The organism is Alteromonas sp. PRIM-21, from assembly GCF_027563165.1.
Classification (GTDB): Bacteria; Pseudomonadota; Gammaproteobacteria; order Enterobacterales; family Alteromonadaceae; genus Alteromonas; species Alteromonas macleodii_A.
In genome coordinates, this window is sequence record NZ_JADOEK010000013.1 from 1 (window position 1) to 15,265 (window position 15,265).

General features: G+C 44.4%; 13 protein-coding genes. 6 read left to right on the forward strand and 7 right to left on the reverse strand.

All coding sequences use genetic code 11. The features are described 5' to 3' along the window. A partial coding sequence (locus IW644_RS16465; RefSeq protein ID WP_269918398.1) for a hypothetical protein occupies positions 1-111 on the forward strand: 111 nt, incomplete at its 5' end. A 619-nt stretch (positions 112-730) separates the two neighbouring features. On the opposite strand, the gene IW644_RS16470 is transcribed toward IW644_RS16465, so the two are convergent. Both IW644_RS16470 and IW644_RS16475 read right to left on the reverse strand, forming a co-directional pair. Further along, complete coding sequence (locus IW644_RS16470) at positions 731-1,201, reverse strand: type II secretion system protein (RefSeq protein ID WP_269918513.1); 471 nt, start codon at positions 1,199-1,201, stop codon at positions 731-733. 172 nt (positions 1,202-1,373) lie between these two features. Beyond that, positions 1,374-2,261: a TraB/GumN family protein gene (locus tag IW644_RS16475; protein ID WP_269918514.1), complete on the reverse strand. Its 888-nt coding sequence runs from the start codon at positions 2,259-2,261 to the stop codon at positions 1,374-1,376. A 268-nt stretch (positions 2,262-2,529) separates the two neighbouring features. Here IW644_RS16475 and IW644_RS16480 point away from each other — a divergent pair, with 268 nt between their 5' ends. After that, positions 2,530-3,570, forward strand: a complete 1,041-nt coding sequence (locus IW644_RS16480; protein ID WP_269918515.1) for an alpha/beta hydrolase — start codon at positions 2,530-2,532, stop codon at positions 3,568-3,570. Positions 3,571-3,668: 98 nt separating this feature from the next. Here IW644_RS16480 and IW644_RS16485 read toward each other — a convergent pair whose 3' ends face one another. Continuing rightward, positions 3,669-4,187, reverse strand: a complete 519-nt coding sequence (locus tag IW644_RS16485) for a hypothetical protein (RefSeq protein WP_269918516.1) — start codon at positions 4,185-4,187, stop codon at positions 3,669-3,671. A 315-nt stretch (positions 4,188-4,502) separates the two neighbouring features. Here IW644_RS16485 and IW644_RS16490 point away from each other — a divergent pair, with 315 nt between their 5' ends. The 4 genes from IW644_RS16490 to IW644_RS16505 all read left to right on the forward strand — a co-directional run bounded on the left by IW644_RS16490 (position 4,503) and on the right by IW644_RS16505 (position 10,088). Further along, entirely contained in the window at positions 4,503-6,188 is a 1,686-nt protein-coding gene (locus tag IW644_RS16490; protein WP_269918517.1) for a carbon starvation CstA family protein, read from the forward strand. Positions 6,189-6,457: 269 nt separating this feature from the next. Beyond that, positions 6,458-7,618 (forward strand): SO_0444 family Cu/Zn efflux transporter, encoded by a 1,161-nt coding sequence (locus tag IW644_RS16495; protein ID WP_269918518.1) that lies wholly within the window; start codon positions 6,458-6,460, stop codon positions 7,616-7,618. A 148-nt stretch (positions 7,619-7,766) separates the two neighbouring features. Continuing rightward, positions 7,767-8,849 carry a CNNM domain-containing protein gene (locus tag IW644_RS16500; RefSeq protein ID WP_269918519.1) on the forward strand — a complete coding sequence of 361 codons (1,083 nt, stop codon included), beginning with the start codon at positions 7,767-7,769 and terminating at the stop codon, positions 8,847-8,849. Positions 8,850-8,894: 45 nt separating this feature from the next. After that, positions 8,895-10,088 carry an energy transducer TonB gene (locus tag IW644_RS16505; RefSeq protein WP_269918520.1) on the forward strand — a complete coding sequence of 398 codons (1,194 nt, stop codon included), beginning with the start codon at positions 8,895-8,897 and terminating at the stop codon, positions 10,086-10,088. Between the two features lie 33 nt (positions 10,089-10,121). Here the strand turns inward: IW644_RS16505 and IW644_RS16510 are convergent, their stop codons facing one another. The 4 genes from IW644_RS16510 to IW644_RS16525 all read right to left on the reverse strand — a co-directional run bounded on the left by IW644_RS16510 (position 10,122) and on the right by IW644_RS16525 (position 15,239). After that, positions 10,122-11,348, reverse strand: a complete 1,227-nt coding sequence (locus tag IW644_RS16510; protein WP_269918521.1) for a hypothetical protein — start codon at positions 11,346-11,348, stop codon at positions 10,122-10,124. After that, positions 11,348-12,004 (reverse strand): methylamine utilization protein, encoded by a 657-nt coding sequence (locus IW644_RS16515; RefSeq protein WP_179984794.1) that lies wholly within the window; start codon positions 12,002-12,004, stop codon positions 11,348-11,350. The genes IW644_RS16510 and IW644_RS16515 overlap by 1 nt, the downstream gene beginning before the upstream one ends. 187 nt (positions 12,005-12,191) lie before the next feature. After that, entirely contained in the window at positions 12,192-12,872 is a 681-nt protein-coding gene (locus IW644_RS16520; RefSeq protein WP_269918522.1) for a Fe2+-dependent dioxygenase, read from the reverse strand. A gap of 72 nt (positions 12,873-12,944) precedes the next feature. After that, a complete protein-coding gene (locus tag IW644_RS16525; protein ID WP_269918523.1) occupies positions 12,945-15,239 on the reverse strand; it encodes a TonB-dependent receptor in 2,295 nt (764 codons plus the stop codon). Between the last annotated feature and the right edge of the window lie 26 nt (positions 15,240-15,265).

Here is a 15,265-nt window from a genome sequence, read left to right on the forward strand (position 1 = left end):
TTCAAAGTTGAGCTAATTGCTCCGATTGCGATGGAAGAAGGTCTTCGTTTCGCAATCCGTGAAGGTGGTCGTACAGTAGGTGCTGGTGTTGTATCTAAGATCCTAGACTAATCTAGACTTAGCAACATAAGCCCAAAAAAGCGCACTTAGGTGCGCTTTTTTTTATGCCTGCGATTTAGAACTTCGGGAGTGAAGCCCCATCAAAAACACGCCGTAAAGCCATCCATGGCGGCTTCGCAGCAGCGTCCCTGCTGCGATCAGTTTTTGATGGGGCTTCACTCCCTCCTTGATCGGCATAGCAAAAAGTTTCAGGGGGAGAAGAAGTAAGACGCCGTAAACCCGTCCATGGGGGCTCCGACACCGCGTCCCTGCGGTGTAGGGTTTCAGAAGGCACAACAATCACTCCCTTTTGATGCATAGCAAAAAGCTTGAAGAGGAGGGGAGCAATACGCCGTAAAGCCATCCATGGCGGCTTCGCAGCAGCGTCCCTGCTGCGATCAGTTTTTGATGGGGCTCCACTCCCTCCTTGATCGGCATAGCAATAAGTTTGAGGGGGAGAAGAAGTAACACGCCGTGGGGACCCATCCGAGCTTTTGTATTAGCGGCTTCGCAGCTGCTTCCATGCAGCTGATAGTTCTAGATTGAACAATGCATCTATTAAGACTGTACGGAGAGGAAGAAACACGTCGTAAAGACATCCATGAGGGCACCGCAGCAGCGTAAAGATATATTACGCGTTACAATTATTAATGGTAATTGTTGGCTCCTGTCCTTGATTGGGATGACGATAGGTAAGCTTACATACTTCATCTTCTTCAATCTCGTCATTGCTAAAGCCGCTAGTTTGTCTTTCTAGAGTAAAGATAACTTCAGGGGCAGAGCCTGTTAGTTTCCAATCGTCTTCGGTGAAGTCTGCTACGAGTTTCAAATTTGTTTGTGTTGCGTAAGGGTAGCCATAGCGTACACGAATACCTGAAGTTAGGGTGGTATCAGCGCTACCTTCAACACCCTCAAGAAGTGATTTTGCATAGACAATATCTGAAGAAGCGACTAGGGCAGATTTTAAGCCTTGTAGCGCGCCCACTTGCGCGTCTTTTTGAATGTTTAGAAGCTTAGGAGCTGCAGTAACAGCTAGTATGCCAAGCACAACAATTACTATAATTAGCTCTATTAAAGTGAAGCCTTTATTTTTAATGTGCATACCTTACCGTACTTGGAAGCCTTAAATCGTTTGCGATCTAGTTTAAGTGTATACCATTGAATAAACGTTTCAATTTAGACATAAGCCTAAGTCTATTTTTAACGAAAAGTTGATATAAAAAAGCTAGGCATTTGCCTAGCTTTAGCTTTGTTAACCCTGTACCAAAGGCGAATTACATTTGTTCTATTTTGTAACCTTTAGCTTCTAATAGGGCAATCACGCTGTCATCACCCACTAAATGTCCTGCACCAACTAAAACAAACTCTTGGTCTTCATCGCCGAACATAGCTTCGATTTGAGGTAGCCAGTTTTGATTACGCTTGGTAAACACATCATCATAAGAGGTAGGAGATTCACGTTTGAATGTATCTACCACCAACTCATCAATTTGATCAGTGTCACCGTTTCTCCATGCTTTAATAGTGCTTTGTAGCATGTCTTTTAGCTCTGGTAAGGTTTCTAACGTTTCAGAAATAAGGCGATCTTCTTCACCCGCGCCCATGTTCGCAAGCATATTGATTTGAAAATCTAGTGATTCTAAGTATTCACTTGTTTTACCGTCTCGTGCCGCCAACTGCATAAAATAGGCATCTACCCCTTGCCCGGCCATCTGAGAGCGCTGTGCTTCCATAGCAACTAGCATTGATGCAACCATACCCGGCTTAAATCGAGCTAACTGATCGGCAGTAGCTCCAAAGTTAGCTAAATAAGCATTAAGGGCCTGATAGGTTTCTTCTGATACATCATCTTTAAGTGACTTGCCTTCTGCATACGCGAGCCCTGCCATCATTTTTTGCTGGCCTTCAATGTCTGTGGGATCTGGCATTTTGACTTCGAACACTAGTGTGTCTGCCTGCTCATAGACGTCGGTAAATTCACTCGGAAGAGGAAATTCAGAAATAGGTAAAATATGGATAGTGCCACCTACATATACCGCGTCTTCACCATTGGATATTTTCCAAACTGACGTTTGGCTATCATCGTCGGCAATAGCGGTTGTTACTGTAGATAAAGCGAGTCCTAGTGAGAACAGGAGTTTGTGTATAGAAAAGCTTTTCATCTTCATCCCTAAGGTTATGTACTTATTAGCTAAAGCGTGCGATTTAGTATCCCTTCGCTTTTAAAAAGTCGTAATCATTTTAACGGTAGTGAGTAAATTATAAGCTAGCATAGCAAAATGCAATCTAGATATAACCTGTACTTAGTGCAGTTTTTTCAATCTACGTAAAAAAGAAGCATCTATATCTATGCGGATTGGTATTACAGCCCTGTTCATGTACCTTAACTCATAAAGAAAACTACTCATTTACGTCAGGCGTTTATTCATTATGAAATTTACATACCTACTGATGTACGTACTTTTATTCTTGTTTACTCCTACAACATTAGGTACTACAAGCCCTATGCAAAATAATAAGCCCCCCTTACCCCAAGCAGCCAGTGAGGCGTTGATAGAAAGCATTTCAGCATTTCCCCACTTCACCAAGGAAGAAGTAATAGCGAGTATGCCTCGTACCATTGAAGAATGGAGAAACTATGTTCACGCTAGAAATAGCGAGCAAAAGAAAAAAATCAAAAAGATGAAAAAAGAGCTTAACGTGGATGTTGAGCTTATTAAGTTAAATGATGTGGTAGTGCGCAAGTTGACACCTAAAACGATTACACCTGAATTTAAAGACAAGGTTTATCTTGATATTCATGGCGGTGCTTTTGTCCTGTTTGGCGGTTTGCCTAGTATCGAAGAAGGGCTGCTCGTTGCTGAAAGGTTAGGCATCGTAGTTTACAGCGTTGATTATAGAATGCCTCCAACGTTTCCTTTTCCCGCTGCACTGAGTGACGTAGTTGCAGTTTACAATGATTTACTCGACCAAGCTGGTGAGGGGAATATATTCGTAGGGGGAACCTCTGCTGGAGGTGGCTTGGTGCTGTCACTGGTACAGTCGCTCATTAAAAGTGAAACACCTTTACCGAACGCGGTTTATGCAGGTACCCCTTGGGCCGATCTTACCAAAACCAGCGATTCTCTTTTCACAAACGAGGGTATAGACAATGTGCTGGTGACTTATGATGGGCAGTTAGAAGCTGCCGCTAAGTTATACGCTGGCAAAAAAGCATTGGCTGACCCTGCTATATCGCCACTTTACGGATCATTTGAAGCGTTCCCTCCAACTCTACTGGTGACAGGGACGCGAGACATGTTTTTAAGCGACACGGCACGAGTAAGTCGCGAAATACGCGATAGCGGAGGTGTTGCGCAAATAGAAATCTTTGAAGGGCTATCCCACGCCGAATATTTGATTTTCTATAAAACGCCAGAGTCGGAGACCACTTACAGGTCGATGAAATCCTTTTTTCTCTCTATCAATTAATTAGCCCAGTACGCATACCGTTCAGTATGCGTACTAAAAGCGCCATAACATAGGCTCGACTACACAAATATTTCGAATTGAAAACTTCGAAGCAAAAATTACGAACCAAAAATTACGGTTAACACGGTAACGATAGCTCCGATACCAGCTATTTTTAGCCCGTTCTTGTACATAGGCAGTTTAGGTACAAACATCAGAAACGCGGAAATAACAAAAAATAGCAAGCCTACGCCAAAGCTTATGTTAAGCCAAAATAGAGGGCTGTTATTCGTCGCTTTGTGAAGCTTAACCATTTTAGACAAAACGATTGGATAGTCTTTTTTCGTAACAGTCGCTTCACCGGTAGCTTTATCGTAGCTTCCTACATTAAGCACAATTTCATCTGCATTTTCGCTTGTCACTTTACTCCCTCTCATTTTGAGTAAAGGCAGCAGTTCTTCTTTTGTTAGATTAGCTTCAAGTTGCTTAGTGTGGGTTTGTTCATACTTCAATATGTCGGTAGGGCGAAATATCAAAAGGATGCCGCTTAAAGCATATACACCCATAATGCCTGCGAGAAAAAAACCAAGCCAACGGTGATATTTGCGAAAAGCCATGTGGAATTTAGGTGATGCCATTGTTCTGCCTACAGATAAAAAGAGGCGTATTTATAAACGAGAATGCATCTTATTTAAAGCGCTGTTTACCTGTTTGATAGAAAATTTGAGATTAACAGCGTTATTTTTCTCTTTTCCGTAGCGCTGCCTATAATCAAGAAACGCTAAGTGGTATGAAGAGTCGGAAAAAGCTACGTCAGGATTAGACTTTAGTCTTACAATGGCGCTAAACCATGGTGACAAATGGTTTAATGTGAAAAGACAGACTCGGGTTTTTAAGCTTCGATATACAGCGAAGCTTATGAGATCTTATAAAAACAATATTAGGATAATAAAATGCAGTCTATTGCCATAGTGATACTGGGCATCATTGGAATGTTGCTTGGTTGGTTCGTATATTCGAAGTTTATTGCGAACCGCATATTCAAGTTGGATGATAGTTTTGTAACCCCAGCCCATACCATGCAAGATGGTGTCGATTTTGTTCCCACCAATAAAGTAGTGTTATGGGGGCACCATTTTACCTCGGTAGCCGGTGCTGCGCCGATAGTAGGTCCCGCAATTGCCGTTTATTGGGGCTGGGTCCCCGCTGTCCTGTGGGTGGTATTTGGTACGATTTTGTTTGCTGGTGTGCACGATATGGGGGCTTTGTGGGCCAGCGCACGCCATAAAGGGAAATCCATGGGCGCGCTCTCTGAGAGCGTTATTGGTAAACGATCCCGCTCTCTTTTCATGATTGTAATCTTCCTTGTGCTCTTGATGGTTAATGCCGTTTTCGGCGTAGTTATCGCTAATTCCTTTGTTTCTCAGCCTACGGCAGTCTTTCCTGCATGGATGGCAATTGTGGTTGCATTGATTATTGGTCAGCTATTAAAGCGTAACTTTAGCCTTATTCCGTTGTGTATTGTTGGCATTATCGTTCTCTACGCGTCGGTATACGCGGGTAGTTATATTCCACTGAGCTTGCCAGAAACTATGTTTGGCTTAGCCGATAAAGCAAATTGGATAATCATTCTTTTTGTTTATGCAGCTATTGCCTCATTACTTCCTGTATGGATGCTGCTACAGCCGCGTGATTTCATTAACGGTATGCAGCTATTAGTGGGCTTATTTTTACTTTACGGTGCTGTCTTCTTTGCTATGCCGGATATCACAGCGCCAGCATTTAACACGCAAACGGCGGTAGATTCGCCAAGCCTAATCCCGTTGCTGTTCGTCACTATTGCGTGTGGTGCGGTTTCTGGTTTTCACGGCATAGTGTCATCAGGTACTAGTTCCAAGCAACTTGATAAAGAAACAGACGCACGTTTCGTAGGTTACCTTGGCGCTGTGGGCGAAGGTTCTCTTGCGCTTATTACTATTGTCGCGGTTAGCGGTGTAGCGTTCGCTGCTTCACCTGAAGAATGGCACGAAGTATACAGTCACTTAGGCGCTGGCAGTGTCGGCGCATTTATCACCGGTGGTGCGAACCTTATTCAACAGGGTTGGGGGCTGCCAGTAGATTTTTCTTCAACGATCCTCGCGGTAATGGTTGTCCTGTTTGCAGGTACCACTATGGATTCAGGTGTACGCTTACAGCGCTACATCATACAAGAATGGGGTGATATTTATTCTATCGGTGCACTGAAAAACGGCGTAATAGCAACGCTTGTGGCGGTAGGCTGCTGTTTGCTACTCGCGTTTGGTGCAGGCGGTGCGTCAGGCAGTGGAGGCATGATCATCTGGCCGCTATTTGGTTCGACTAACCAAATCTTAGCTAGCCTGACCCTATTGGTTATATCGGTTATGTTGATAAAGCTCGGGCGTCCTGCAAGGTATACGCTTATACCCATGGTATTCGTGTTGATTATGGCTTTCTTTGCTGGCTTGATTAAGCTTAAAGAGTACTACGTAGAAGGAAACTACTTGTTAGTATTCTTAGACGCAGTAGTGCTGATAGTTTCAGTATTGGTAATGCTCGAAGCTTTCTCTGTAGTGTCTAAACTTAAAAAAGAGAAGCAAAACAAGGTCACACAAGAATAAGCAGCTTAATGACTAACTGAACAATGATTTGATTTTTCATGGTTGACCTCTGAGTTTAAAAAGCACACTCAAGAGACAGTCGACATTCGGCCAGTACATTTGTACTGGCCATTTTTATTCTTCTACAATCAACCTAATCAGTTTTGTTGATTTTCTGTCACACCTTATATCTGTTACTATTTGGAGTGTTTAAGACAACGTGACTTTGTCTGCAAGCAGAGCATGTCTACGAGCATTGAAGCTTAAGGCAAGGTTACAAGAGAGGCTAAGTGTCAGATATCATTTTACTAGGGCAAAACTTTCTAGCGCTGTTCATGGAATCAGCGCCATGGCTGCTATTGGGTTTACTTGTCGCAGGAGTAATGCATGAGCTAGTGCCTGTGTCTTTTCTTGAAAAGCATATGGGCAGCGCATCATTTGGCTCTATTAGCAAAGCTGCTATTATCGGCGCGCCGTTACCACTTTGTTCATGTGGCGTTATTCCGGCAGCACTCGGTTTGCGCCGAAGCGGCGCATCTAAGTCTTCAACAATATCTTTTTTAGTGTCCACACCAGAAACGGGTGTAGATAGTGTGTCAGTTTCCTACGCTTTGTTGGGGCCTTTGTACGCTATAGTTAGGCCTGTTGCAGCCGTGGTGAGTGCAATTTACGCAGGTTTAATGGTACGTTTTTTTGCAGAGCGCAACGAATTAACAGTGCAGGGTGAACCTGTAGCTGCCTCAGCCACATCATCGTGTTGCAGCACTAAAGCAGAGCCAGAGGTTGTGAAGAAACCAGAGGATAAGACGCAATGCTATGACGGCGACCCCGCACATCAGCATGATCATAATCTACCGCGTAAATCATCTCAGGTGGCTAAGGTATTGTCTTATGCAAGTGGCAAGCTGCTAGAAGATATTGTGGTGTGGCTACTTATTGGGTTAGCCCTCGCCGCCGCCATTAAAACTTGGGTGCCCACCGACTTTCTTACCCAGTGGGGAGATGGTGTGGTCGCCATGCTTGTTATGGCACTTATTGGTATTCCTATGTACATATGCGCTACCGCGTCTACACCGCTTGCGGTTGGCTTTTTGGCTGCAGGCTTATCACCTGGTGCGGTGCTTGTGTTTTTAATGGCAGGCCCTGCCACTAACGTGTCTACTATGGGCATGATAAAACAAGAGATGGGGGCGCGAACACTTGTGCTTTATTTGTTCAGCGTTATCTCGGCAAGCATAGGCTTTGGTTACGCACTAAACTACCTAGTGTCCTCGTTTTCTCTATCTTCGATGATCAAAACAGCCAGCCACGTTCATGAGCACGGCGCAGGTGTTCAAATAATCTATGGTTTATGTGCAATTTTGCTGGCGGGATTAATGTTAAGGCTGGGTGTGAAAAAGCTTCAGCAAGATCGCCATAATCACGAACAGCACTCGGCATGCTGTGGTTAGGTTTAACGCTGCAGTTGCTACTCCTCATTCAAGCGCTCGAATGTTATTTACAGAGCGCTTGTATATCCCGCTCTATTATCCATAATAGTCACTCAACTTCTTTAAATTAAAACGCGTTTAAACCTACAGGGACGCTTGGAATAATTACATGCTTTTACTTATTGTGTACGTCTTCATTGCACTGGGCTTTTCTTTTTTGTGCTCAATCGCAGAGGCTGTAATTCTGAGCGTTTCGTCAGCGTATATCTCGGTATTGGAAAAAGACGGCAAAGCCAGCGGTGCATTACTTCGTAAACAAACCGATAATATCAATACTCCGCTATCTGCTATTTTAACGTTGAACACCATTGCCCATACCATGGGGGCTGCCGGCGCAGGTGCGCAAGCAGCGGCCGTATTCGGCGACGCCTATTTAGGTGTTATTTCAGCTGTCCTTACTCTGCTTATTCTAATTTTTTCAGAAATAATTCCAAAGACACTTGGCGCTACTTATTGGCGAACACTTGCCCCTGTAACGGCATACTTTCTCAAATACCTTTCAATCGTGCTTATGCCGTTCGTTAAAATGTCTGAGCTCATGACTAAAGGATTCAAGGAAGACAGCCCACTTCGCGGATTGAGCCGCAGCGAGCTTCACGCTATGGCTGAACTGTCAGGGCAGGAAGGGCAGTTAGCTAATCATGAAGCGGCGTTTTTGCAGAGCTTATTAAGCTTGCACGAGCTTAGAGTTAAAGATGCTATTACCCACCGAACGGCGCTATTTAAAGTATCAGAGTCGATGACGGTGGAAGCGTTTTTCCATAAGCACGCCAATATTGAGTTTTCACGTATACCTGTATTTGAAGATAGTGACTCAGAGAACATTACTGGCTACGTAATGCGCTCTGACTTGTTGGTCGCTCAGGCGAGAGGTAACACTGATAAGGCGCTTTCTGAATACGCCAAAGACTTGGTCACAGTATTAAACACCATGCCTTTATCGGTAACTTTTGAGCACTTCATTAATAAGCATGTACACATGTTGTTGGTAGTAGACGAGTACGGTGGCTTAGAAGGCGTTTTAACCTTAGAAGATTTGCTGGAACGCTTATTGGGCGTAGATATTGTAGACGAAAAAGATACAACAGTGAGTATGCGTCGGTTAGCGAAGATGATGACAAAGCGTAAGGAGCAGATGATGATTAAAAATGTTCCCGATGCGTCACTTGAAAAGTCATCGAGGAAAAAATAACCTATATTGCAACAAAGGCCTGAACCGTTATTAAGGATGATAGTGATGTTTAAAGCGATATTGAAAAAAGCTAAACGACGTGAAGCCCCACCATCGCTCCTACCCATGTACAAGTATAGGACTGAGCAAAAGCCGCTCGCCTTTATGGTAGCTGTTTTACTCACTTCTGGTTATATGGCTGGCGCAACTGCACAAGAGTTGAGCATTCCCTGTGATGAAGTTGAAGAGAAAGCACTAGCAGAAGCCAAGGCTAACGAAGTGGAGCGGATAAGTGCATTTAAACCCGCGACCCCGTTAGAGCGCGTTGACCCTAGATATCCTTCTTCTGCAGCGAGAAAAGGCCGTGAAGGCTGGGTTAGGCTGAGTTATGTTATCGATGAAGAAGGCAGGGTGAAAGACCCTGTAGTAGAAGATTTCTTCGGAAGCCCCTCTTTCAAGCGCAGTGCACTATCAGCCGTTAAGAAGTGGCAGTATGATCCAGCAATAAAAGACGGCGAACCTACACAACAGTGTCATCAAGCTGTTCAAATGGATTTCGCATTAGTGGGAAAAACGGGCGCCACTCGTAAATTTATTAAAGCTTATAAAAACGTAGATGAAATATTTAACGCGGGAGACGTAGAGGCGGCAGACGAAGCTCTTAAAGAGCTATTAAGCTGGGACACGTTAAACCGATACGAGAATGCGTGGTTGCTGAGTCTTGACGCACAGATTGCAGGTGCTAAAGGTGACATCGAAAGAGAGGCGAGAAGCTTAACGCGGTTGCTTGCTAGCAATGGACAAAAGCGCTTTGACAATGCGGTGTTCGATGACGACTACGTTGCTTACGTGCTTCAAAGAAAAATTCTTTTAGACACCCAGCGAGGGTATTTCGCAGATGCTTTGAAATCTTACAGCAGGCTGCAAGAAATGGATGATCAACAAAAGCGTATCGAAGAAACTTCTGCGGTAATAAATCAGGTTGAAACATTCATTGCGTCTGAAAAGAATCTTCAGGTACCTGTGAGCATGGGAGACAACGGACGTTGGTTCCACACGCTGGTAAGAAATAAGTTTGCTTTTAATAACATACAAGGCGAACTTGATACTGTGGAAGTGCGCTGTGACTCCCACCGAGAAAAGTTCACCGTAGCCGAGGCTCATGTTTGGCATATCCCACAAAGTTGGGGGCAATGTCAGGTTATGGTTAAAGGTGACAGTGAGACGAAATTTGACTTAATCGAGGTTGCCGAAAGTTAGATTTCGCCAGACTGAGCTTTAAAAAGCTATAGTTCAGAGTGTTGCGGTTAACGCCACTTGAAAGAGGTGTTCTGTGAAATTCTCACTAGGCTGAAAAAAGCGCAAATTTTCCTGATTGCCTGAGTTTAATTGCCATTCTGTCGTTACTGAAAAGCGAGAGGTAATGTCGTACTTTACACTAATTGTATAGGCGTTACCTCGACTACCGTTTGGGTCGTACATTGTGTTGTCATTATCAATGACGCGGTACCAGTCTATGCGTGCTGCCGCGGTTAAGTCTTTCAGTCCCACCATATTCAAATTTAAGGCAGCGGCAACATAAGCGCTCACAAAGTCATTATCAACGATATTTTCTCCCATTAGGGTGTCGCCATATAGAAGTTGAGAAAACAGTGTCAACTCGGGGCGAGGCAGATAGCGTAGCGTTAAAGAATGAAAGCGTGTATGCCATGCGTAGATGCGGTCGGGGTCGACTGCATTTGCGTCTGCGTTGTTATCGTAATAGTAATAGCGCATTTCAGCGCTGCGCTTGTACGCCACATGCGTCCCGAAATAGTAGCCGAAGCGGTTGTCTATTTCTCTAAAAGGTTCAGTCCATGCGGGAGCATTTAGTTTTTCTTCATCGATTACACCCGGAATAGGCAGAAAATTCACTCTATCGTTGTAAAGTGACTGTCTATCGTGAAGTGCAAAGCCACGCCAAGAGAGCAGCGTTCCAGTGCTATCGTTTCCTTTAAACAAGCTGGCTAATACTTTCCAAGACCAGTTGCTTCGCACTTGTCTGCCATTTTGTCTAAAGCTAAGTTCAACGCCACCGGTTCTGAGTTCTTCGCCGATCCAGCTGTTTATGGCTGAGTTAGTGAGGAAGTGAGGGGATAGCCAGGCAATATCTGTATTTTCAGCTGAAATAGCCGGGTAAAATGCACCGACTTTTACCTCTGGCTTTATGGTAGAAGCACTGAGCGGCCGATATTTCAGGTAAAGCTGAGAAAAGTTGAGCCGTTCTTCACCATCGCTGTAGGCGTTTAAAATACCTGATAGGGTCCAGTTATTAGACAAACGCTGATTGGTGGAAATAATTGCTTGAGATAGGTGTAAGCCATCACCTTCGAAGCGCTGGTGGCTTTGGCCAAAGTCTTGAAAGCTTTGTTTGTTTTCTTTCAGCGCCCAGGTTCCGCGCAACAAAAAGTCTGTTTCTGCGTAGCTTGCGATAGAGAAAACTAACGACAATAGGGCTAATGTTTGAGTGACAAACCGCATCAATAGTCGCCGAAACCAGAATCGAATCCGTCATCCCTAATTATGTTTGTATTAAGTGCCCATGTTACTTGAGTATCGGCAGACACAGAAATGGACTGTGCAGGGAGCGCTTTTTCACCTTCCACTTGCGGGTGCCAAAAACGGACGGTGTACTCACCATGAGGAAGTGAAATAGAAGACTGCCCCTCATTATCAGTTTTACCAAAATAAGGAGAGTCTGAGACTACAATATAGCCCAGCATCCAATCATGAATATTACAGCCAATATCCACAATACCTGCATTTTCAAAGCGTAAAGGCTCTGCCGTAAACTCTTTATAGAGCTTTAGTTCGAATTGTTTCGTAGGTGAAAATGAATAGACGTGGTGAAACAAATTATCCGCATTAGGGAAAGTCACTTCAGTACCTGCTTTTACCACAAGCACGTGAGGTTCAAACTGTTTATCTATTTGATTCATTACGGCTGGCTTTTGGTGTGGCATTTGATGCTCATCCACCTCAAACTGCGGCTCAAATAGAAATACGCCGTTATCGACAGGCTCACCATCACTATCATTCAGCGTGATAGAAAAGCTAGCGGTTTGAGCATTTTGTCCTAAGGCCATACTTGAACAAGCCATAAGAAAAAGGGCGGTAAAAAGTGTTTTATATTTCATTCAAGTACCACAGCACAAAGCATAAAAAGAAAGCGTCAATTGACTTAACCATAGAATAAACCCAGTAATATACAACTGCGCTACACCTTTAGTATAAGACCTTGTTGACTAGGTTTTTATTTCGTTCGCTCTCAAGAAAACTTTTGCGATAGTACTTGTGTCAGATTGTGCTTGAGTTTAATCGCGGTTAAAGCTGAGAAAACTTTCTTACCAAGTTATGGTAAACATGATGAAGTCCATCAAGCTGCTCTCGTTCAGCGGTGCCGGCGTTAACTAGCGACTGAATACTTTGGTCAAGCTGAAAAAGCGTTTCACGCATTTGCTGGTCGCTCACCATACTTTGCAGCCAGGTGATAGCGGCAATACGTTCGCCTTTAGTGACAGGCGTAACCTTGTGTAGACTTGAAGATGGATAGAGTATGGCGCTTCCGGCATCGCATTTAACTTTTTGCTCGCCAAATCCTGTCTGAATAACAAGTTCACCGCCTTCGTAGTCATCTTTATCTGTAAGAAAAATCGTCATCGACATATCGCTGCGTAAGACATCGGGCGTATTCGGAATACGCATAATGGCGGCGTCTACGTGATAGCCATAGGTTTGCGATTCGCTGTAGCGGTTAAAGCACGGCGGGAAAATACGTTGAGGAAGGGCTGCGGAGATAACTTTGGGGTGGTTACCTAATTTGCTTAGCAATTGGTTAGCCAGCTGCTGAACACGTTTGTCCTGTGCATCTGCCTGACCGTTATTTTTGACGCCTGCAGCCATACCCATCGCCGTATTTTTGCCATCAACAAAGGGAACGTCGTTAAGCTGCTGACGAAACTGCGCAACATCGCTTTTCGTCAATAAGTCATCAATAATAATCATGTTTTCAGTGCTTTTTAGAGTGGTTTTAATATAAAAAGACCCAGGCAGTTGCCTGCCTAGGTCATGCTAGCATTAAAATTCGTAGCTAACGGTACCTGTAATGTTGCGACCATCACCGATATACATGAAGGCGCCAGAACGGTAGGCTGCCGTCCAGTATTCTTCATCAAATAAATTTCCAATATTAACACGGAAAGTCAGTGAGTCTGAGTGATAGTAGTTAGCGAATAGGTTAACCACTTGATAGTCAGGAACTACGATAGAGTACTCACCGGTTTCAGCACTATAGCCCGCTGCGGTATCTGGTTGACCGCCATACATTTCCGACTGGTAGCTGTAGTCTCCACCAAAGGCAAACTTCTCATTAGGCTGATAGCGCATTTGAATGTAGAAGCTTTCGTCAGCGAAGTTGCTTAGCGCAAGACCGATATTGTCTTCGCTGTAAGACTCAAGAATTTCAGAATCCATAAATGCAGCAGACGCCTGGATGCTAAGTTCATCTGTGATATCACCGCTTAAACCAAACTCAATACCTTCTACACGGTTTTCACCTGTGTTCAATGTACCGAGCGTTGAGTAAGCATCACCGACACTTTCGTGTACGTCGCTCTTAGTGATGCGGAATAGTGCTGCGTTTGCTACAAGCTTTTCATTGAATAGTGACCACTTAGTACCTAACTCAATGTTTTCAACCTGCTCTGGATCAGCTTGAGACGCTTGCTCTGGCGTACCACAAATACCGCCATAACCACAGTTAGCACCTAGATCTGATTCACCGCCGTTTATGTTCGTTGCCGTGCTATACGAAGCGTAGATGTTTCCGTTTTCGGTCACATCATAAACTAGCCCTAAATGACCGTTGTACAGTTCATCTGAGAACTCGTAAAGGTCGCTAGAGGTTTGGTTGCTATAGTCATAGCTATCTACGCGAAGACCAGCGAAAACATTAAAGTTATCGGTAAGCTCAAAGGTGTCCATTACGTATAGCGAGTAGGTTTCAATGTCGAATAGGGCATCAGCATCGCCACGGGTATAAGCTTTACCCATTAGCGAGTTGATATTATCAACCATGTTACCTTCGCCATCTAACAAGCAATAGCTTTCAGATACACCGCGGCGGCCGCTGGTTAAACAGTTCGATGGATTGGTGTAGTCCATATTGAACACTCCGTTGTCTACCGATTCGTCTGTATATTCAAAACCGAATACAAAGCGGTGATCAACGCCTGCGAAAGCCGTATCCCAGAAAAGGTTGAATTGTGTAGTTACGTAGTCAACTTCCTGCCAACCTTGGTGGTTGCTAAGCGATAGGGTGTAAGCGCCTGGCGCAGTAGGGTCTGTCGCGTCACGGTTAGTGCCTCGCATCCCTGTGGTAATATATTCGTTTTCCGTTTTACCTACACGGGTTGCGTTATAAAAACGCACGTTGTCATTGATATCGTACTCAGTACGTAAAGTGAATGTAGTCACTTCCGAGTTCTGAAAGTCTTCGTCTTGTGCATATACGGGAATATCTTCAAGCGGGTAGCCTGCATCACGATCGTAATAGCTACCTAAGTCAGGAATGTCTTCTGCATTGAGGTAATACAAGTCGCCAGTGAACGACAAGCGGTCAGTAGGCTGATTCACATAAGAAAGCTGCACACCTTCGCGGTCGCGTTCGATACCTTCACGTCCAGGTTTATCTTCTGACGAGTAAAGTCCGTTTAGGCGCACCGCGCTGGTTTCAGTAAGCGTTTTGTTTAGATCAACGGTTAAACGCGTGTGCTCATCGGTACCAACTGCTGCATCAACACGGCCGAAGTTATAAGCGGTAGACGCCTTTTTGGTGATAGAGTTAACCGCACCACCTGAAGAACCGCGACCGGCAAAAGTAGAGCTAGGACCTTTTGTAATTTCAACACGCTCAGTTGCGAAGCTTTCGCGGGTTGTCATGCCTGGATCGCGAAGCCCATCAACGAATACGTCGCTACGTGCTTCATGACCACGAATAATATAGCGGTCACCAAAAGCATTACCATTCTCACCGGTACCTAAAGTTACACCTGCCTGTGCTTGCAAGATATCTCTAAGATCTGTTCTTCCGCTTTCTTGAATTTGGTCTTGAGTAAGAACGCTAATGGTTTGTGGTGTATCAACAAGGTCTGCTAAGCGACGAGGATCGCCAGATTTATTGTAGCGGTAGATAGATTGCTGTACGCCGTGAATTTTAATCAGTTCTATTGCTTCGTCAGAGACGGCTTCACATTCTGTCGAAGTTGCATCACTACACGATTCGACTTCTTCCTGAGCCATTACTGCGCCACTACCAAATGCAAGTGCCGCTGCAATGGTCTGTGCGCCCATAGTTAATTTAGTGTTTTTCATCCTGTTTCCCTTTAGTGTGTGTAAGG